The sequence below is a fragment of the Micromonospora sp. CNZ296 genome, from assembly GCF_007827635.1.
Map to the genome: position 1 here is coordinate 76,287 of NZ_VISW01000011.1, position 20,041 is coordinate 96,327.

18 protein-coding genes are annotated in these 20,041 nt (G+C 74.2%); 13 read left to right on the plus strand and 5 right to left on the minus strand.

The window, feature by feature from the left end; genetic code table 11:
* Positions 1 to 68: 68 nt before the first annotated feature.
* Together FB455_RS19160 and upp are read right to left on the minus strand one after the other, a co-directional pair.
* A complete protein-coding gene (locus FB455_RS19160; RefSeq protein ID WP_013284010.1) occupies positions 69 to 743 on the minus strand; it encodes a GOLPH3/VPS74 family protein in 675 nt (224 codons plus the stop codon).
* 193 nt (positions 744 to 936) lie between these two features.
* The gene (gene upp, locus FB455_RS19165) at positions 937 to 1,569 is read right to left on the minus strand and encodes a uracil phosphoribosyltransferase (protein ID WP_013284009.1); all 633 of its coding nucleotides are present in this window, start codon (positions 1,567 to 1,569) and stop codon (positions 937 to 939) included.
* A 136-nt stretch (positions 1,570 to 1,705) separates the two neighbouring features.
* Here upp and deoC point away from each other — a divergent pair, with 136 nt between their 5' ends.
* The 10 genes from deoC to FB455_RS19215 all read left to right on the plus strand — a co-directional run bounded on the left by deoC (position 1,706) and on the right by FB455_RS19215 (position 13,599).
* Positions 1,706 to 2,665 (plus strand): deoxyribose-phosphate aldolase, encoded by a 960-nt coding sequence (gene deoC / locus FB455_RS19170; RefSeq protein WP_047893661.1) that lies wholly within the window; start codon positions 1,706 to 1,708, stop codon positions 2,663 to 2,665.
* Positions 2,666 to 2,670: 5 nt separating this feature from the next.
* On the plus strand, positions 2,671 to 4,101 hold the full coding sequence (locus tag FB455_RS19175) for an aldehyde dehydrogenase family protein (protein WP_145754411.1): 1,431 nt from the start codon (positions 2,671 to 2,673) through the stop codon (positions 4,099 to 4,101).
* Positions 4,094 to 4,918, plus strand: a complete 825-nt coding sequence (locus FB455_RS19180; RefSeq protein ID WP_047893660.1) for an aldehyde dehydrogenase family protein — start codon at positions 4,094 to 4,096, stop codon at positions 4,916 to 4,918. The genes FB455_RS19175 and FB455_RS19180 overlap by 8 nt, the downstream gene beginning before the upstream one ends.
* 629 nt (positions 4,919 to 5,547) lie before the next feature.
* Positions 5,548 to 6,018 carry a BlaI/MecI/CopY family transcriptional regulator gene (locus FB455_RS19185; protein WP_013473980.1) on the plus strand — a complete coding sequence of 157 codons (471 nt, stop codon included), beginning with the start codon at positions 5,548 to 5,550 and terminating at the stop codon, positions 6,016 to 6,018.
* A gap of 10 nt (positions 6,019 to 6,028) precedes the next feature.
* Positions 6,029 to 6,934, plus strand: coding sequence for a M56 family metallopeptidase (locus tag FB455_RS19190; protein WP_013473979.1), 906 nt, complete (start codon positions 6,029 to 6,031; stop codon positions 6,932 to 6,934).
* 103 nt (positions 6,935 to 7,037) lie between these two features.
* Positions 7,038 to 8,285, plus strand: a complete 1,248-nt coding sequence (locus tag FB455_RS19195) for a cytochrome ubiquinol oxidase subunit I (protein WP_145754415.1) — start codon at positions 7,038 to 7,040, stop codon at positions 8,283 to 8,285.
* 11 nt (positions 8,286 to 8,296) lie between these two features.
* A complete protein-coding gene (locus FB455_RS19200; RefSeq protein WP_145754417.1) occupies positions 8,297 to 9,304 on the plus strand; it encodes a cytochrome d ubiquinol oxidase subunit II in 1,008 nt (335 codons plus the stop codon).
* Positions 9,301 to 10,980 (plus strand): thiol reductant ABC exporter subunit CydD, encoded by a 1,680-nt coding sequence (cydD, locus tag FB455_RS19205; protein ID WP_145754420.1) that lies wholly within the window; start codon positions 9,301 to 9,303, stop codon positions 10,978 to 10,980. Before FB455_RS19200 ends, cydD begins: the two co-directional genes overlap by 4 nt.
* 34 nt (positions 10,981 to 11,014) lie before the next feature.
* The gene (gene cydC, locus FB455_RS19210; protein ID WP_145754423.1) at positions 11,015 to 12,853 is read left to right on the plus strand and encodes a thiol reductant ABC exporter subunit CydC; all 1,839 of its coding nucleotides are present in this window, start codon (positions 11,015 to 11,017) and stop codon (positions 12,851 to 12,853) included.
* A 62-nt stretch (positions 12,854 to 12,915) separates the two neighbouring features.
* Complete coding sequence (locus FB455_RS19215) at positions 12,916 to 13,599, plus strand: permease prefix domain 1-containing protein (protein ID WP_013283999.1); 684 nt, start codon at positions 12,916 to 12,918, stop codon at positions 13,597 to 13,599.
* 68 nt (positions 13,600 to 13,667) lie between these two features.
* Here FB455_RS19215 and FB455_RS19220 read toward each other — a convergent pair whose 3' ends face one another.
* Positions 13,668 to 14,009 carry a PadR family transcriptional regulator gene (locus FB455_RS19220; RefSeq protein WP_013473973.1) on the minus strand — a complete coding sequence of 114 codons (342 nt, stop codon included), beginning with the start codon at positions 14,007 to 14,009 and terminating at the stop codon, positions 13,668 to 13,670.
* Between the two features lie 145 nt (positions 14,010 to 14,154).
* Here FB455_RS19220 and FB455_RS19225 point away from each other — a divergent pair, with 145 nt between their 5' ends.
* The 3 genes from FB455_RS19225 (at position 14,155) to FB455_RS19235 (ending at position 18,899) form a co-directional block, all read left to right on the plus strand.
* On the plus strand, positions 14,155 to 15,105 hold the full coding sequence (locus FB455_RS19225; RefSeq protein WP_013283997.1) for a hypothetical protein: 951 nt from the start codon (positions 14,155 to 14,157) through the stop codon (positions 15,103 to 15,105).
* A 40-nt stretch (positions 15,106 to 15,145) separates the two neighbouring features.
* The gene (locus tag FB455_RS19230; RefSeq protein ID WP_145754426.1) at positions 15,146 to 17,557 is read left to right on the plus strand and encodes a transposase; all 2,412 of its coding nucleotides are present in this window, start codon (positions 15,146 to 15,148) and stop codon (positions 17,555 to 17,557) included.
* A gap of 121 nt (positions 17,558 to 17,678) precedes the next feature.
* Complete coding sequence (locus FB455_RS19235; protein WP_145754429.1) at positions 17,679 to 18,899, plus strand: ABC transporter substrate-binding protein; 1,221 nt, start codon at positions 17,679 to 17,681, stop codon at positions 18,897 to 18,899.
* Between the two features lie 124 nt (positions 18,900 to 19,023).
* On the opposite strand, the gene FB455_RS19240 is transcribed toward FB455_RS19235, so the two are convergent.
* On the minus strand, positions 19,024 to 19,617 hold the full coding sequence (locus tag FB455_RS19240; protein WP_013283994.1) for a GTP-binding protein: 594 nt from the start codon (positions 19,615 to 19,617) through the stop codon (positions 19,024 to 19,026).
* Between the two features lies 1 nt (position 19,618).
* Positions 19,619 to 19,999, minus strand: a complete 381-nt coding sequence (locus FB455_RS19245; protein WP_013473970.1) for a DUF742 domain-containing protein — start codon at positions 19,997 to 19,999, stop codon at positions 19,619 to 19,621.
* Positions 20,000 to 20,041 lie beyond the last annotated feature (42 nt).

The window sequence follows — 20,041 nt, forward strand, 5'->3', positions numbered from 1 at the left end:
CCCTTCTTAACGCCTGGCGTTAAGAAGGGGCCCTTCCTCTACCGGAGGCGTTAAGAGGGGGCCCTTCCTTACCGCTTGCCCAGGGCGGCGTCGACGGCCTGGCCCAGCGCGGCGATGACCAGGCTGATCGACGGGCGTACGACGCTGTCGTCCAGGCTCACCGTGCCGGAGAACCCGGCGCCGGCGGCGATCTCCTCCAGGCGCCGGCCGGCGTCCTCGGCGGCCGGGCCGGTCAGCCCCAGCGCGGGTTCCATCCGCAGCACCGCGACCAGCGTCGCGAGCGCGGCGGTCCGCTCGTCCGGGAGCTGCCCGCTGGTCAGCGCGTCGGCCAGCCGCTGCCGGATGTCCGCCTCGACCGAGGCGTCGGCCACCGGGTAGCGGTGCACGTGGATGAAGCCCAGCTCGGTCTCGTCGACGTCGCGGACCACGCCCCGGCCGCAGAGGTCGGAGAGGATCCGATCGCGCAGCCCGTGCCGCAGTCGCTGCACCCACGACGACGGCGTGTGCGGGGTATCCGCGGCGATCTTGGCGAGTACGGCGTCCGCGATCGGCTCGCCGGTCGGGGCCGGGTCGACCACCGCCAGGTTCCCGTCCGCGTACGCGACCCGTCCGGCCAGGGCCAGCTCGACCAGCACCGCGGCGGCCATGCCCAGGTCCAGGCTGATCCGTGGCATGGTGGCCTTGCCGGTTTCGTCGTCATACGCGAGGAGCAGCAGCTCCTCGGCGAGCGCAACACCAGTCATGGCCCGGAACGCTAGCGCCTCCCCGCACCCCCGCGCATCGACTCGCCGGGGCCGCCCGATTCACGGCGAGAGGACCCTTCCCCGCGGGAAAGGGCCCTCTCCACCGAATCGCCGGATTGCCGGATTGCCGGCGGCGCCGCGACGCCGGAGCCTCGGCGGCGCCGGTGCCGGATCCGGAACCCGGACGGCCGGGTCAGAAGCGGGGCATGCCGCCGAACTGGCGGTCGCCGGCGTCACCCAGGCCGGGGACGATGAACTTCGAGTCGTTCAGTCCCTCGTCGATCGAGGCGGTGACCAGGCGCAGCGGCAGGCCGGAGCGCTCCAGCCGCTCGATGCCGACCGGGGCGGCCAGCACGCAGAGCACCGTGATGTCGGTGCAGCCGCGGTCGGCGAGCAGCCGGCAGCAGTGCTCCAGCGAGCCGCCGGTGGCGAGCATCGGGTCGAGCACCAGCACCGGCAGGCCGCTGAGGTCGCGCGGCAGCGACTCCATGTACGCGCGGGGCTCGTACGTCTCCTCGTCGCGGGCCAGGCCGACGAAGCCCATCGACGACTCGGGCAGCAGGCCGAGCGCGGCGTCGGCCATGCCGAGACCGGCCCGCAGCACCGGCACCAGCAGCGGCGGGTTCGCCAGCCGGCTGCCCTCGGTGGCGGTGACCGGGGTCTGGATCGAGTACTTCTCGACCGGGAAGGAGCGCGCGGCCTCGTACACCAGCATGGTGGTGAGTTCGCGCAGCGCCGCCCGGAACGACGACGAGTCGGTCCGGGCGTCCCGCATGGCGGTCAGCCGCGTCTGGGCGAGCGGATGGTCAATGACGTGTACGTCCACGATCGCTCAACCTACCGTTTGGCGGTCCGGCGCAGGGCGGGTGCGGTACGACCAGCGACACCGCTCACGTATGACGCTCACGACCGGTCGTCCGTGAGCAAGATCACTCGACTCGCGGGTGCGTACTATTCGGGGCATGACGGCGACAACGACGTCGGCCCGGTCGGACCTCACCGAGCTGGGACGATCCGAGACCGCTCTGCGGACCTTCCTGCACGGCCTGCCCGGCGTGGACCAGGTCGGCGCGGAGCAGCGGGCGGCGCAACTCGGCACCCGCTCCATCAAGACCACAGCCAAGGCCGAGGCGATCGACCTGGCGATCCGGATGGTCGACCTGACCACCCTCGAAGGGGCGGACACCCCGGGCAAGGTGCGGGCGCTGGCCGCGAAGGCGCTGCGCCCCGACCCGGCCGACCCGAGCTGCCCGCACGTCGGCGCCGTCTGCGTCTACCCGTCGATGGTCCCGTACGTGGCCGAGGTGCTGCGCGGCAGCGGCGTGCACCTGGCCAGCGTGGCGACCGCGTTCCCGTCCGGCCAGGCGCCGCTGGAGATCAAGCTCGCCGATGTGCGGGCGGCGGTCGAGGCGGGCGCGGACGAGATCGACATGGTGATCAACCGGGGCGCGTTCCTGGCCGGGCGCTACTCCGAGGTCTACGACGAGATCGTGGCCACCAAGGAGGCATGCGGGGACGCGCACCTCAAGGTGATCCTGGAGACCGGTGAGCTGGCCACGTACGACAACGTGCGCCGGGCGTCATGGCTCGCCATGCTCGCGGGCGGCGACTTCATCAAGACCTCCACCGGCAAGGTCCCGGTCGCGGCCACCCTGCCGGTGACGCTGGTGATGCTGGAGGCGGTCCGCGACTTCCGCGCCGCCACCGGGCGTCAGGTCGGCGTCAAGCCGGCCGGTGGCATCAAGACCACCAAGGACGCGATCAAGTACCTGGTCATGGTCAACGAGACAGTCGGCGCCGACTGGCTGAGCCCGGACTGGTTCCGGTTCGGCGCGTCGAGCCTGCTCAACGACCTGCTCATGCAGCGCACCAAGCTGACGACCGGCGTCTACGCCGGCCCCGACTACTTCACCCTGGACTGAACGCGATGTTCGAATACGCACCCGCCCCCGAGTCCCGCTCGGTGGTGGACATCAAGCCCTCGTACGGGCTCTTCGTCGACGGCGCGTTCGTCGACCCGGCCTCCGGCGGCAGCTTCAAGTCGGTGAACCCGGCCTCCGAGGAGGTGCTGGCCGAGATCGCCGAGGCGGGCGCCGACGACGTGGACCGCGCGGTCCGCGCCGCCCGGAGCGCGTACGAGAAGGTATGGGGTCCGATGCCGGGCCGCGACCGGGCCAAGTACCTGTTCCGGATCGCTCGGCTCATTCAGGAGCGCTCGCGTGAGCTGGCGGTGCTGGAGTCGCTGGACAACGGCAAGCCGATCAAGGAGTCCCGCGACGTCGACCTACCGCTCGTCGCCGCGCACTTCTTCTACTACGCGGGCTGGGCGGACAAGCTTCCGCACGCGGGTTTCGGTTCCGACCCGAAGCCGCTGGGCGTGGCGGCCCAGGTCATCCCGTGGAACTTCCCGCTGCTCATGCTGGCGTGGAAGATCGCCCCGGCGCTGGCCGCAGGCAACACGGTGGTGCTCAAGCCGGCCGAGACCACCCCGCTGACCGCGCTGCTATTCGCCGAGATCTGCCAGCAGGCCGACCTGCCGGCCGGCGTGGTGAACATCGTCACCGGCGCCGGCGACACCGGCCGGGCGCTGGTCGAGCACCCGGGCGTGGACAAGGTGGCGTTCACCGGCTCCACCGAGGTCGGCCGCGCCATCGCCCGCTCGGTCGCCGGCACCCGCAAGAAGCTCACGCTGGAGCTGGGCGGCAAGGCCGCCAACATCGTCTTCGACGACGCCCCGATCGACCAGGCCGTCGAGGGCATCGTCAACGGCATCTTCTTCAACCAGGGCCACGTCTGCTGCGCCGGCTCCCGGCTGCTGGTGCAGGAGTCGGTCGCCGACCGGGTGCTGGAGTCGCTGAAGCGCCGGATGGCCCAGCTCCGGGTCGGCGACCCGCTGGACAAGAACACCGACATCGGCGCGATCAACTCGGCCGAGCAGCTGGCCCGCATCCGGGAGCTGTCCGACGCCGGGTCCGCCGAGGGCGCGGAGCGCTGGTCGCCGCCGTGCGAGCTGCCCGAGCGCGGCTTCTGGTTCGCGCCGACCATCTTCACCGGCGTCACCCAGGCCCATCGGATCGCCCGCGAGGAGATCTTCGGCCCGGTGCTGTCCGTGCTGACGTTCCGCACCCCGGCGGAGGCCGTCGAGAAGGCCAACAACACGCCGTACGGGCTGTCGGCCGGGATCTGGACCGACAAGGGTTCCCGGATCCTGTGGCTGGCCGACCGGCTGCGCGCGGGCGTGGTGTGGGCCAACACGTTCAACAAGTTCGACCCGACGTCGCCGTTCGGCGGCTACAAGGAGTCGGGCTACGGTCGCGAGGGCGGCCGGCACGGGCTGGAGGGGTACCTCAATGTCTGAGCGGGTCGCGGTACGCAAGACGTACAAGCTCTTCATCGGCGGGAAGTTCCCGCGCAGCGAGTCGGGACGGTCGTATCTCGTGCAATCCGCGAACGTGTCTCTTGCCTCCCGGAAGGACGCGCGGGACGCGGTAGTCGCCGCCCGCGCCGCGGTGAAGGGCTGGGCCGGGGCGACCGCGTACAACCGGGGTCAGATCCTCTACCGGGTCGCCGAGATGCTGGAGGGCCGGCGCGAGCAGTTCGTCGCCCTGGGCGTCCCGGCCGACGAGGTGGACGCGGCGATCGACCGCTGGGTCTGGTACGCCGGTTGGTCCGACAAGCTGGCCCAGGTGTACGGCGGGGCGAATCCGGTGGCCGGCCCGTACTTCAACCTGTCCGCGCCGGAGCCCACCGGCGTGGTGGCGGTGGTGGCACCCGAGGAGCCCGCGCTGCTCGGCCTGGTGAGCGTGATCGCCCCGGCGATCGTCACCGGCAACACGGTGGTGGTGGCCGCCTCCCCGGCGGCGCCGCTGGCGGCGGTGACGCTGGCCGAGGTGCTCGCCACCTCCGACCTGCCCGGCGGGGTGGTCAACATCCTCACCGGCCGGCTGACCGAGACCGTGCCGACGCTCGCCGCGCACATGGACGTCAACGCGATCGACCTGACCGGCGTCGCCGACGCCGAGCTGGCGGCCGACCTGGAGATCAAGGCCGCGGAGAACCTCAAGCGGGTGCTCCGGCCGGCCCCGGCCGACCACGACTGGTACGCCGATCCCGGCATCACCCGGATGACCACGCTGCTGGAGACCAAGACGGTCTGGCACCCGAAGGGCGTCTGACCGGCGCAGCCCAAGTCCGGCCCGAAGTGGCGGCACACCCCCAGCCGGGTTGCCGCCACTTCCCCTTCCACCCATCTCCCCGAGCCGGTGTCGATCTCACCCGGTGCCCCCGCCAAGATCGGCGCTATTCCCCCGAAGTGGCCACATCAGCCACCCCCGGACAACACCACCTCCCCGAGCCGGTGCCGACCTTGCTCCAACCTGCACCCTCGGCCAGCAAGATCAACCCCAGCTCCGCGAAGTGGCCGCATCCACCCGCCCCAGATACCGCCACCTCCCCGAACCAGCGTGGATCTTGTCCACGCACCCCCACCCCGGACTTCAAGATCAGCACCAGCACGGCGAGGTGGCTGCATCAACCCACCCGGGACAGCGCCACCTTCCCGAACTGGCGTGGATCTTGCCCGCGGTGCCCGCCCGGATCAGCAGGATCAACACCAGACCCCGGAGTGGCCTGAATAGGGCCCCAATGCCGCCCGAAGCCAGCAAGATCAACACCAGCTCCGCGAAGTGGTCACATCGACCAGCCCGGGACGGCGCCACCTCCCCGAGCTGGTGTTGATCTTCGGGAGCGGGGAACGGGGACCGGGGCGACGGAAGGGATCTACTACCGGGGGTAGGATTGACGGGTGACTCGGCTGGGGGACCTTGAGCGTGCGGTGATGGACGTGCTGTGGGACGCGGCGCCCGCCTCGTCGGACGGGGTGACCGTGCGCGAGGTCGCCGACGCCCTGGACGGCCGGGAACTCGCCTACACCACTGTGATGACCGTGCTCGACCGGCTCGCCGGCAAGGGCATGGTGCAGCGCGAGCGGGAGGGCCGCGCCTGGCGTTACCGTCCGGCCGCCACCCGCGAGGCGCACATCGCCCAGCTCATGCTCGAAGCCCTCGACCTCGGCGGCAGCCGGGACGCCGCGCTCGTGCGCTTCGCCCGCTCGGTGACCGGCACGGAGGCGGACGTGCTCCGCGCCGCGCTCGGCGCCGAGGCCGGGGCCGCGCTCGGCGCCGAGGCCGGGGCGACTGTCGAGGACGGACCGGCCGGCCGGGTCGAGAACCCCCGGCCCGGCCGGCCGGCGCTCGACGAGGCGACGGACCGGTAGGGCGGCTGCCGTGGCGTACGCCCTGCACTTCGCCGCGATCATCCTGGCCTGCTGGCTGACCGCGCAGGTCCTCGCCGCCGCGCGCTGGACCTGGCGGGCACCCCGGGTGGCGATCATCTGCTGGCAGGCGGTCGGGCTGGCGCTCGGCCTGTCCGCCATGGGGCTGCCGATGGCGCTGGGGCTCGACGCGTACGACCGGGCGACCGGGCACGCGCTGCTGGCGCTGGCCGACGACCTGGCCCACGGCACGCTGCCGGCCGGTGTGGGCGCGGTGCACCTCAGCCTGGTCGGCGTCGGTCTCGGCATCGGCGCGGTGCTGCTCACCACGACGGTCCGCAGCCTGCACGGCGCGGTCCGCGCGCAGCGCCGGCACCGGGAGCTGCTGCACCTGGTGGCCCGGCGTGACCCGACGGTGCCCGGCGCGCTGGTGCTCGACCACCCGAGCGCGGCGGCGTACTGCCTGCCCGGGGTGCGTCCCCGGGTGGTGGTGAGCGCGGGCACGCTCGACCTGCTCGACCCGGCCGAGCTGGCGGCGGTGCTCACCCACGAGCGGGCGCACGCGCAGGAGCGGCACGACCTGGTGCTGCTGCCGTTCACCGCGCTGTGCCGGGCGCTGCCCTGGTTCCGGTGGGTGCGGGACGCGCACGCGCGGGTGGCGCTGCTGGTCGAGATGCGTGCCGACGACAAGGCCCGGGAGCTGCACGCGGACGCGCCGCTAGCCGGTGCGCTGCGCCGGTTCGCCGCCGCCGAGCACCGGGTCCAGCCGGCCGGCACGCTCGGACTCGGCGACCGCGACCTCGACGTACGCGTGCAGCGGCTGCTCGTCGCGGACCGCCCGCCGCGGGTGCTCGGCGCGATGGCGCTGGCTGTCGCGGGCACGCTCGTCTCCCTGCCGTTCGCCCTGTTCCTGAGCTGACGTCACCCCCTACGGGACTTCTCCGGGTTCGCGCGCCCCTATAGGTAGCGAGGCTACGTGTAGGTTGACTACGACAAGAGAGCCAACCCATGGGAGGACGACAGTGGACCCGCTGCTCCTCGCCCGCCTCCAGTTCGCCACCACCACCTCGATCCACTTCCTGTTCGTGGCGGTCACGCTCGGCCTGGTCACGCTCCTGGTCGGGTTGCAGACGGCCGGCTACCTGACCGGCAAGCCGGTGTACGAGCGGCTGACCCGGTTCTGGGGCCAGCTCTACGTGATCAACTACGTGCTCGGCATCGCCACCGGCATCGTCATGGAGTTCCAGTTCGGCCTGAACTGGAGCGGGCTGTCGCGCTACGTCGGGAACGTCTTCGGCGCGCCGCTGGCCATCGAGACGCTGGTGGCGTTCTTCCTGGAGTCCACGTTCCTCGGCATGTGGATCTTCGGATGGCACCGGCTGCGGCGCGGCGTGCACCTGGCGCTGCTCTGGGGCGTGGCGATCACCGCGTACGCCTCGGCCTTCTGGATCATGGTGGCGAACGCCTGGCTGCAGAACCCGGTCGGGTACGAGGTCCGCGACGGCGTCGCCCACCTCACCGACTTCGGCGCGCTGCTCACCAACCCGACGTTCGGCATGGCGTTCGGTCACGTGATCTCGGCGAGCCTGGTCACCGGCGGGCTGCTGATGGCCGCGGTGAGCGCCTGGCACCTGCTGCGGCGTACCCCCGACTACGCGCTGTTCCGCACCTCGCTGCGGCTCGGCCTGGTCACCGCGGCCCTGGCGGTCAGCATGCTCCAGGGTTTCGGCTTCGCCCAGTTCGGCCCGGTCGGGCAGCTCCAGCCGACCAAGTTCGGCGGCGGGCCGGAGCGGGACGCGCTCGTCGCCGACTGGACCGCGCGCTTCGGCCCGGGCGACTGGGAACCACCTGTGCTCTCCAACGTCGGCCTCGGCTTCATGATCCTGATCGGCTTCACGCTCGGCGCGCTCTGGCTCCTGCTGCCGCTGCTCTGGCGCGACTGGATCATCAGGTTGAAGGCGCCGCTCTGGCTGATCCTGCTCGGCCTGCCGCTGCCCTTCGTGGCGATGCTGCTCGGCTGGATCGCCCGCGAGGTCGGCCGCCAGCCCTGGGCCGCGTACGGGCTGCTGCCCACCGCGCAGGCCGTCTCGCCGGTCTCACCGGGGCTGATGCTCACCTCGCTGATCGGGTTCAGCCTGCTGCTCGGCGCGCTCGCGGTGGCCAACTGGACGCTGCTGGCCCGGCACGCGGCCCGTGGAGCGCAGGACCCCGCGCTCGGCCGCCCGCCCGCGCCCGACAGCGACGCCCACCACCAGCCCGTGTTCGTCTGAGGGAGCCCGCCGTGGAACTCGCCTGGTACGCCCTGCTCGGCCTCTTCTTCGCCACCTACCTCGTGCTCGGCGGCTACGACTACGGCGTCGGCCTGCTGCTGGCCCGACGTGGCCCGGCACCGGGAAGCCGGGCCACGCTCACCGCGCTCGGGCCGTTCTTCCTCGGCAACGAGGTCTGGCTGGTCGCCGCCGTCGGCGTCCTGTTCGGCGCGTTCCCCCGGCTGGAGGGCGAACTGCTCTCCGGCTTCTACCCGGCCGTGCTCGCCGCGCTGGCGGGGGTGGTGCTGGTGACCGCCGGGGTGCAGTTGCGCAGCCGCCCGGCCTCCGCCGCCGCCCGCGCCCGCTGGGACCGGGTGGTGGTGGTCGGCTGCCTGCTCGCCGCGCTGGGCTGGGGCGCGGTGCTCGCCGGGCTGCTCCAGGGCGTGCCGTTGAGCGCCGACGGCCACGTGGTCGGTGTCGGTCATCTCGCCACCCCGTTCGTCGCCGCCGCCGGGCTGGCGCTGCTCGCGCTGGTGGCGGTGCACGGTGCGACGTTCCTCACGCTCCGGCTGCCCGCCGCCGAGGCCCCGGCGCTCGCCCGGCTGGCGAGCGGCCTGGTGCCCGCCGCACTCGTCGCGGTCGGCGCGGCCACCGTTCTGGGTGTGCTCTCCGATCGGGTACGCGCCGCTGTGGCACGCCCGGCTGTCGCCGTACTCCTGCCGTTGGCGCTCGTGGCGGCGCTGCTGGCGGCCCGCGCGGCGCTGCGGCGGGGCCGGGCCGGGGTGGCCTTCGCGGCGACCGCGACGGCGCTGGCGCTTCCGGCGCCGCTGATCGGGGCCGCGCTCTGGCCCCGGATCCTGGTCTCCACTGCCGACCCGGCGGCGTCGCTGACGGTGGCCGAGGCGGCCGCCGGCCGCCCGACGCTGGCGCTGTTGGGATGGCTCGCGTTACCGCTCCTGCCGGCCCTACTAGGCTTTCAGGCGATGTGCTGGTGGGTTTTCCGGGGACGGATCGACGGCAGGGCACCGGTGTACTGGTGAACCGCCGCCCGTTCGACCCGCGTCTGCTGCGTCGGGTCCCCGCGGCCCGGCGCGACCTCGCCGTGCTCGCGGTGCTGGGCGGGCTCACCGCGCTGCTGGTGATCGCCCAGGCCACCGCGCTGGCGACACTGCTGGCGACGGCATTCGACGGGCGGCTGCACCGGCCGGCGCTCGCCGGGTTCGTGGCCGCTGTCGCCGGGCGGGCGCTGGTGAGCTGGGCGCAGGGCACTGTGGCGGCGCGGGCCGCCGCCACGGTGAAGGCGGCGCTGCGCGCCGACCTGCTCGGCGCGGTCGGCCGGCACGGCCCCACCTGGGTCGCCGGACAGCGGGCCGGGCAGCTCGCCACGCTGGCCGGGCGCGGCCTGGACGCGCTCGACCCTTACTTCACCGGCTACCTGCCGCAGCTCGTGCTGAGCGTCACGGTGCCGGTGGCGGTGCTGGCCCGGATCGTGTTCGCCGACTGGAGCTCAGCGCTGATCATCGCGCTCACCATCCCGCTCATCCCGATCTTCGGCGCGCTGCTCGGCTGGCAGGCGCAGGCCGCCACCGAACGGCAGTGGCGGCGCCTGTCGCTGCTCGGCGGGCACTTCCTCGACATGGTGGCCGGGCTGCCCACGCTGCGCGCGTTCGGCCGGTCCCGGGGGCAGGTCGACGTGGTACGCCGGATGGCCGACGGCCACCGCCAGGCCACCATGAAGACGCTGCGGATCGCGTTCCTGTCCGCGCTGGTGCTGGAACTGGTCGCCACACTCTCCGTCGCGCTGGTCGCGGTGCCGGTCGGCATCCGGCTGCTCGGCGGCGGCCTCACGCTCTCCACCGCGCTGCTGGTGCTGCTGCTCACCCCGGAGGCGTACCTGCCGCTGCGGGCCGCGGGCAGCCGGTTCCACGCCAGCATGGAAGGACTCACCGCGCTGGACGAGGCGCTCACACTCTCCGCCACCGACGCGCCCGCCACCGCCGAGCCGCGCCGTCCGGCGCCGCGCGGCCGTGGTGAGATCCGCTTCGAGGGCGTAACGGTCGCGTACGACCGGACCACAGCGCTGCGCGACGTCACGCTGACCGTCCGGCCCGGCGACCGGGTGGCGATCATCGGGCCCAGCGGCGCGGGCAAGAGCACGCTGCTCAACCTGCTGCTCGGCTTCGTCGCACCGACCTCGGGCCGGGTCACGGTCGACGGGGTGGACCTGGCCGGGGTCGACCTCGACGCCTGGCGGCGCGAGCTGGCCTGGGTGCCGCAGCGGGCGCACCTGTTCGCCGGGTCGCTCGCCGACAACATCCGCCTGGGCGCACCGGAGACCCCTGACGCCGCGCTCGCCGCGGCGGTCACCGGCGCCGCGCTCGACGAGGTGGTAGGCGCCCTGCCCGACGGGCTGGACACCCGCCTGGGCGAGCGCGGTCACGGCCTGTCCAGCGGTCAGCGGCAGCGTGTCGCCCTGGCTCGTGCGTTCCTGCGGGACGCGCCGATCGTGCTGCTCGACGAGCCGACAGCGCGGCTGGACAGCGCCAGCGAGGCGGTCGTGCTGGACGCGACCCGGCGGCTGGTCGCCGGACGTACCGCGCTGCTCGTCGCGCACCGGCCCGCGCTGCTCGCCGACGCCGACCGGATCCTGCGCGTCGAGGACGGCCGGGTCACCGAACTGCACCCGACCGCCACCGGACCGGCGGTGCCGCGATGATCCCCGTCTCCCCCACCCGCCCGGTGGTGACCGGGTGACCGCCGCCGACGGCGTGACGCCTGTGGGCCGCGAGCCGGCCGGGCCGACGGGGGTTCCGGTGCCGCCCTCCGGCTCGCCGGAACCGCCCGCGCCCGCCCGGCCCGGCGCGGAACGTGCGGTGCTGCGCCTGGCCCGGCCCTACCTGAGCCGGCTGCTCGGCGCCGGGCTGCTCGCCGCCGCCACCGAGTTCGCCGGCTTGGCGCTGATGGCCACCGCCACCTGGCTGCTGATGAGCGCCGCCGGCCGTCCGCCGCTGGACCGGCTGACGGTGGCGATCGTCGCGGTCCGGGCACTGGCGGTCAGCCGGGGCGTGTTCCGGTACACCGAACGGCTCGCCGGGCACGACGCCGTCCTCCGCATGATCACCGACGTGCGGGCGCGCGTCTTCGCCACGCTCGCCGCCCGCCGGGAGACCGGCCGCCGTACCGGGGACGCGCTGAGCCGCCTGGTCTCCGACGTGGAGGCGGCCCAGGATCTGCTCCTGCGCGTCCTCGTACCGGGTGCGGCGGCGGCGCTGGTCAGCGTGCTCGCGGTCGGCGTCGCCGCGCTGATCTCGCCAGCGGCCGCCGGTGTGCTCGCGCTCGGCCTGCTCGTGGCGGGCGTGGCGCTCCCCGCGCTCGCCGCCCGGATCACCCGCCGCGCCGCCGACGAGGTGGCCCCGCTGCGGGGCGCGCTCGCCGTGGACGCGGTCGACCTCACCCACGGCGCCGCCGACCTGGCCGCGTTCGGGGCGACAGGCGCCGCGCTCGCCGCCGCCGACGAGCGGGCCGGACGACTGGCCCGGCTGGAACGAAGGCTCGCCGCGACCGGCTTCGCGGTGGACGCGCTCGGCGTCCTCGTGGCTGGTCTCACCGCCGCCGCCGTGGTGGTCGTGGCGCTGCGCGCCGAGGTCGGCGGCGTGCTGGTCGGCGTCCTCGCGGTCGGCTCACTCGCCGCCGTGGAGGTGGCGCTCGCGCTCGTCGCTGCGGCCCGCCAGCGCACCCAGCTGCGGGCCGGGCTGGCCCGGGTCGCCGACCTGCTCACCGAGCCCGGCCCGGCGACCCCACCGGACACGCCGGAGCCCACTGTCGACGGCCACGACGTGCGGTTCGCCGACGTGACGGTCCGCTACCGGGCCGGCGCCGCCCCCGCCCTGGCCGGGTTCGACCTCGACCTGCCGGCCGGCCGGCGGGTGGCGGTGGTCGGGCCGAGCGGCGCCGGCAAGAGCACGCTCGCCGCGGTGCTCACCGGCGCGGTACGCCCCGACACCGGCCGCGTCACCGCCGGCGGCGTGCCGGTGTCCGAGATCCCGGCCGAGCACCTGCCCCGGGTGGTCGGCGGCCTGCTCGCCGAGGCGTACGTCTTCCACGCCACGGTCAAGGAGAACCTGCTCCTCGGCCGGCCGGACGCCACCGAGGCGGACCTGGTCGCCGCGACCCGGGCGGCCGGCCTGCTCGACTGGGTACGCGAACAGCCAGACGGCTGGGACACGGTGGTCGGCGAGCAGGGCGGGCAGCTCTCCGGCGGGCAGCGGCAGCGGCTCGCGCTGGCCCGGGCGCTGCTGGCCGCCCCACCGGTGCTGGTGCTCGACGAGCCGACCGAGGGGCTCGACCCGGCGGCCGCCGACGCGGTGCTGGACTCCACGCTCGCCGCCACCCCGGCCGGGCACTCGGTGCTGCTGATCAGCCACCGGCTCAGCGGTCTCGCCGGGTTCGACGAGATCGTGGTGCTCGAAGGCGGCCGGATGGTGCAGTGCGGCCGGCACGACGAGCTGGTGGCGCGCCCCGGCTGGTACCGGGAGCAGTGGCTGCGCCAGGAGGCGGCCGAGCGCGGCTACCTGGCGATCACGCCCTGACGCCCGGCCGATCGGGGTTTTCCCTGACGCGGGTGTCGCCCGCCGGTGGCAGGCTTACCCGCATGCGGGTGCATGAGGAGGCAGTGGTCGACCGCCGGCTGCACGAGTTGTCCACGCGGTTGCACGGGCCGAACCGGCTCAAGGCCGACCTGCTGACCGAGGCGCGGCACGCGCTGGAGGACGCCGTCGAGGCGTACCGGGAAGGGGGCCTGCCGCGCGCGGAGGCGCAGCGGCGGGCGGTCGCCGAGTTCGGCAGCGACGCCCAGCTCGTGCCGGGTTTCCAGGCCGAGCTGGCGGTCGGCGCGCTGCGCGGGCTGGCGCTGCGCACGCTCGTGGTGGCGGTGGTGCTCATCGCCGCCGGTGACCTGACCTGGCAGGGGTCGAGCTGGAGCGACGGTCCGCCCCCGCCACAGAGCTACCTGCTGCTCTCCGCCGCGCTGAACGGCATCTGGGGCGTGGTCGCCGCGCTGGCGCTGGTCGCGCTGCTGGTCGGTCCGCTGGTCGCCCGGTGGGGTTCACCGCGGCTCGTCCGCCCGGCACGGCTGATCGGTTTCGGTCTGACCGGCAGCCTGCTGCTCGGCGCGGTCGCCGGGGGCGCGCTGTTCGGCTGGTCGATCGGGCTGTGGGACGCCGCGCTCACCTGGCCGCCCCTGGTCATCGGGATGGTGGTGGTCTCGGCGGCCTGGTTCGCGCTGGCCCGGGCGGCCCGCTGCTGGGTGCTCGCCGACCGCCGGCTGGCCGGCTGAGCGGCCGCCCCTCGGCCTTGCTCGGGCGTCCCCGGCTGCCCGCTCGGCGGGCCGGGCTGCCGCCGCGGTCAGGCCGGTGCGGTGGGTGGCTCGTCCGCGCCGAGGAACCGTCCGACGGTGGCGCTGAACTCGCGCCAGCCGGCCCGCTCCCCGGCCAGCGCCCGGCCGCCGGCATCGGTCAGCTCGTAGGTGCGGCGCTCCCGGCCGTTCACAGTGCTCCAGGTGCTCGCCACCAGCCCGGCCCGCTCCAGCCGGCGCAGAGCCGGATAGATGGTGCCGGTGGGCAGATCCAGCGTGCCGCCGCTGCGGGCACGCAACGCCTCGATGATCGCGTAGCCGTGCAGCGCGCCCCGTTCCAGCACGGCGAGCAGCAGCGCGTCCAGGTGTCCGTGCAGCGCCTGCGCCTTCATGCGTAGCAACGCTACTTGTCGCGCCGCCGCGACGCCAAGGGGTGCGACTCCCGGTCGGAACCGTCGCCCACTAGGGTATGTGCGCAGAGTCACTCGGCGGCGCGACGCCGTCGGGTGGGCAACCCGAACGCACACGGAGGTCAGCGTGGCCCGCCAGTCGCCCCAACGGCCCGACGCCGACGAGCCCGAGCTCGACGACACCGACGCCGCCGCCGCGGCCGACGAGGTCGAGGAGGACCGCCCGCCGGCCGACCGCGCGCTCTGGGACGAGGTGCGGATCGACCCGGTGGAGATCGCCCTGCCCGCCGGCACCGGCTTCACGCTGCGGGCGTACCGGCAGGCGCGCGAGCTGACCCCGACCGACGTCGCCGAGCGCGACCAGGACGACCCGTTCCTGGCCCGCCGTCAGGTCGTCGAGACCGAGGAGGACGAGGAGGTGGTGATCCTCGACGAGGAGTTCGCCGCCCTCTCCGCCGAGGAGGACGACGAGGACGAGGAGAAGGACGCCAAGTCCCGCCGCAAGGGCAAGGCCGACGCCTCGGACGACGAGAAGGCCGAGGCCGACGAGGACGACGCCGAGGACGACGAGGACGAGGACGAGGCGGGCGACGAGGAGGTGCCGGTCTTCCTCACCCACAAGGGCCGGCTCCTGCTGTTCAAGACGCCGGAGTCATTGGTCACTTTCATCCGTTCCGGCGCGCCCAACGACCTGTCCCAGCTGGACAGTTGGAATGAACTGTCCGAACGGCTGGAGCCGGCCGACATCGCCCCGCTGGACGAGGACACGTACGAGCTCGACCTGGTGGTGGAGAACCTGCGCGGCGGCCACGACGCGTGGGACCACGAGCTGCTCATCGAAGCCGGTGAGATCGCCCGTGACCTGGCGTACGCCCTGCGGCTACCCGCCGTGCTGGACATGCTCTCGGCGGGCTCCAGCCTGGACGACCTGGACGAGGCGCTGCGCGCTTCCGTCAACGGTGGCGTCGGTGGTTTCCTGGGTCGTCGGCGGCTGAAGAAAATCGGGGCACAAACCGCAAGTTTGGGTTGGCGCACCATTGTCGGCAAGATCTCTGCGGTTGTGGACTGGCGCGACTGACCCGGAGCGGGGAGCATCAGTCTCTGGCAGAGCAAGACCTGTGTCCCGGGAGGAGGACGACGCCGTGGCGCTCGTGCGCGTGTACTGCGGTCTGGCCTCGGCAGATCCGGCCGACCGAACGGCTTCGGCCGGAACGACGCTGACGTCCGCTGTGGTCGACGACGCAGGCCGTCTGCTGCACGTCTGCGAGATCGGTGACGATCCCGCCGGTTACGCCCGGCTGGTCGCGCTGCTGGTGGAACGGTCCGGCGGTCCGAGCGGCGCGGCCATCGCCGCGGACAGCGACGACCACATCGTCACCTCGCTGCTGAGCGCCGCCGGCCGCCCGCTGGCGATCGCGGACGACGACTCGGTCGACGACTTCGCCGAGCGCTTCGCCGACGACGACTCCCTGGAGGAGATGCAGTCCCCGCCCGCCGAGCGCCGGGCGGTCGGGCTGGCCCGTGCGCTCCAGGCCGGCGCGCTCTCCGCGGTGACCCTCCCGGCGCCGCGCGAACTCGCCGGATACACGCAGGTCCTGGCCGCGCACGCGGCGCTGGCGAGTGGCCGTCACTCCGCCGCCGTGACACTGCGCGAGGTGCTCCGCGAGCTCTACCCGGCCGCGCTGCGGGCCTACCCGGATCCTGCCGACCGGGTCGCCCTGGCGGTCCTCGACGCGCTGCCCGAGCCGGGGATGCTCACCGGCCCCGCGGGCCGTGGTGGCCGGGACGGCGCGCTGGCCGCCGACGCGGTCGTCGCGCAGCTGGCCGGCGAGGGCGTGGCCGACGCCGACGCCGTCTCCGACGCGGTGACCGCGCTGCGTGTCGCCATCTCCGAGACGCCCCGGCGGGCCACCGTCAACCGCACGCTCACCGCGGCCGTCGCCGAGACCGTACGCCAGGCCGTCGCCTCCGTCCGGACCTGTGACGCCGGCTGCGACGCGCTCGTCGGCGCGCTCGCCGAACGCACCGCTCCCACTCCCGCGACCGGCCGCCGGGCCGCCGCCCGACGGGGCGAGCAGGTCGACGAGCTGGCCTCGACGCCCGCGGCCGACCTCCGTCCGGTGCGCTCCATCCAGCCGGACCCGATCGCCGAGCCCCACCGCGGTCGTCCCGAGCCGGCCGGGGCACCCGAGCCGGCCGGCCGTCGCGGTCGTCCCGAGCCGCTCCCCGGCGGGCGGCGCAGCCGTCCGGAGCCGGTGTCCGGTCCGGCCGCCACGACGACGCCCCGGCCGCTCGGCCCGCCACCCGTCGCGCCGGCGCCCGTCACGCCGCCGCCGGTCGCCCCGGCGCCGGTCACGCCCGTCGCTCCGGCAGCAGCACTGGGCCGGCCGTCCTCGGCTCCCCCGGCGCGGCCCGAGCCGACCGGTGCGCCGCTGCCGTCGCGGGTGGACGGCCCCACCAACCGGCCGGTCTCCGCGCCGCCTCCGCCGCCACCCGGGATCACGCCGATCGCCCCGTCCCCGCGCGGCGCCGTGCCGCCGGCCGAGGCCGGCGAGCCGTTCCGCCCGACGCTCACCACCGCGGCCATCAACAAGGCGCGGGCCGAGCGGCAGCGCACAGTCATCCCGCCCCGGCCGAAGACCAACCAGAACCCGCACCAGGAACCGCCCACCGGTGGATTCAGCGCCACCGACCTGAGCATCCCGGTGCCGGCCCCGCGCCCGCCCGCGCCGGAGGCGCCGCCGGGCTCCCGGGCGAACTGGCCGCTGGTGAACACCGAGGACGACACCGCCCGGGAGCGGGAGGGCACCACCTACCCGTACGGGCGGGGCGTGGACGCGCCGAGCGACCCGGGCCGGGTCACGCCGCCGTGGCTCGCCGACGACCTGCCGCAGGAGCCGCCGATGCTGCGGCTGGTGGAGCCGCCGCCGCTCGCCGACCGCGCGCTGCGCGACGAGATGGGCCGGCCGGCCGACCCCGGCCTGGAGACGCCCCCGCTGCGTCTCGTCGACCAGGGCGACCCGAGCCGCGTACCGCTGCCCGCCGCGCCCGAGCGGCGTCCCGCCCCGAAGGAGCACCGGCCGCCGCCGGTCTCCGACGAGGGTGACGGCGACCTGCTGATCTTCGCGCAGGCCAAGTCCGCCTGGTTCGTCGGCCACGGCGACGAGGCCGACCTGGAGTGGTCGACCACCGCCGACACCGGCTGGCAGGCGGCCGAGCAGGCGGCCCGTCCGGCCGTCGGCGCGGAGACCAAGGCCGGGCTGCCGAAGCGCGTGCCGCAGGCCAACCTGGTCCCGGGCTCCCCGCTGCGCGAGGAGCGTCCTCTGCGGATCGTCCGGAACGCGGCGAGCCTCGCCGAGAACACCACCGGATACTTCCGGGGCTGGCGGCGCGGCCAGGAGATCGGCGGCTTCGCCGTGGGCGGCCGTCCGGGCCGTGAGGCGGCCGGTGGCTGGGACTTCACCCGCGACACCGGCGACCGCGACGACGACCGGGAGTACGAGTACCGCTCGGCGGGCTACCGCTCCTGACCGGGCCCGCCGGGGTGTTCCATCCCACACCGGGACGATTTGACGCTGGGCTGGACCGGCCGGGAACATACCCGGCGGACCAGCGGCGGCGCCTGTTCGCCGGGGTGGGAAGGCGATTCCATTGGCGACACCGGCGTTCGACTCCACTGTGCTCACCCGGCGGGGCGTCCTCGCCGCCGCTGCCGGGAGCCTGCTGCTCGCCGGGTGCGCGCCGCAGGGCCAGCGGCCGGACGACGGCCCGTCCAGCAGCGCGCCGAGCGACCAGGACCTGATCGTCGGCGCGAGCCTGGAACTGACCGGCGCCGGGTCGCTGCTCGGCGTCGCCCAGCGGCAGGCCCTTCAGCTCACCGCCGACTCGCTCAACCGCACCGGCCTGCCGGTCGGGAACCTGGTCCGGTCGGTCCGGCTCCAGATCCTGGACAACGGCAGCAATCCCGAGGTCGCCGCCCGCCACGCCGCCGAGTTCACCCGGGCCGGCGCCCAGGCGCTGATCGGCGGCGTGCTCGGCGAGACCTCGGTGGCCCTCGCGGCGGCCGCCCAGCGGGTCAAGACACCCTTCCTGTCGCTCGGCTACGGTGAACGCATCGCGCTGCCGCTGGACGAGCGCACGTTCACCTACAAGCTCACCCCGGACGCCGTCGACATGGCACGTCGCCTGGTGGAGCTGTTCGAGTCCAAGAAGATCCGGCGGGTGTCGGTGCTCGCCGCCGACGGGATGCACGGCGACTCGGGTGTGCGGGCGATGCGGGAGGCGCTCGCCGACAGCAGCACCGACCTGGCCCGCACGGTACGCCTTCCGGCGACCGGCCGGCGCTTCCGTACCGCCGCCGAGCGCGTCGCCGGCAGCCAGCGGGACGGCGTGGTGGTCTGGGCTACCGCACCCGACTCCGGTGTCGCGGCACGGGAACTGCGCGCCGCCGGCCACCGCGGCCCGATCTTCTTCGACGCCGGCGCGGTCGCCGACGACACCGTGCAGGGCGCGAACGCCGCCGCCGTGGAGGGCGCGTACGCGGTACACCCGGCCTGCCTGGACGTCTCCGCCGCCACCGCCACCACGACGGCCCAGCTGGCCCGCCGGGACTTCGTCAACCGCTACACGCAGCGGCACGGCGTCAGCCCGGACTTCGCCCCGTACGCCTCGGACGCGCTCCAGCTCCTCGCCACGTCGGCGCGGATGGCGACGAGCCTGGACCGGGGCCGGCTGCGGGCGCTCCTCCAGGCGCAGACCGTCGAGGGCATCGCCGGCGGATACGCGTTCCGCGCCGACCGGCACGGCGGCATGGAGCCCGACTCGCTCGCCGTGTACCAGGTGTTCCGGGGCAACTGGACCCGGTACGCCTGACCTCACCCGTCGCCCGGTGACCGTCCCGCCTGGAGGGTCACCGGGTGATCGCGTACCGTGTCCGCCCCCAGACGGCAGGAAGCGCCCGGTGGCCCTGAGGCCGCCGGGCGCTTCCGCGCGTCGGTCAGGCGGGCGCGACGGCCCGCGAGCGCCGCATGGTGAGCACGTACTCGACCAGCGAGATCAGCACGTGCTTCGTGGACTCCCGGTTCCGGGCGTCGCACGGCACCACCGGCACGTCGCGGGAGATCGCCAGCGCGTCCCGGACGTCCTGCGGATCGTGGTACTGCATGCCGTCGAAGCAGTTGATGGCGATCAGGTACGGCAACCGCCGGTGCTCGAAGAAGTCGATCGCGGCGAAGCAGTCGGCGAGCCGGCGGGTGTCGACCAGCACCACCGCGCCGATCGCACCCCGGACCAACTCGTCCCACATGAACCAGAACCGCGTCTGACCCGGAGTACCGAACAGGTACAGGATCAGATCCCGGTCGATCGAGATACGACCGAAGTCCATCGCCACCGTGGTCGTCGTCTTACCCGGCACCTGCCGGGTGTCGTCGACGCCGACACCGGCGGAGGTCATGATCGCCTCGGTGGTCAGCGGCGTGATCTCGGAGACCGAGCCGACCAGCGTCGTCTTGCCGACGCCGAACCCACCGGCGATAACGATCTTCGCCGACGTCACTCGGCCGCTCGGGGCCGGCGGCCGGTGCGACATGTCAGAGCCTGCGAAGTCCACTCAGCACCCTCTCCAGCAGTTCAGTGCCCACCGCGTCGTCGGAGTCGTCCAAGATGGTCGGCTCGTGGACCGCGACCAGGCCGTCCGTCGCCATGTCGGCGATGAGCACCCGGGCCACGCCGAGCGGAAGCTGCATCCGCGCCGCGATCTCGGCGAGCGACTGCACACGTCCGTCACACAACGCGGCGATGTACTGGTGTTCACGACCGTGGCCGCCACCATTGCCAGTGGCAACCGCTCGGCCGCGCACCGTCGTCTCGACGAGTGCCTCCAGGGCGATGTCGAGCCGGGGACGGGTACGGCCGCGGGTAACGGCGTACGGCCGGACCAACGCTCCGGTCGGCTCGTCACGATCCGCCATTTCGCCGCTCACCTCCCTCGTACCCGGCACCGGCTCGCCCCG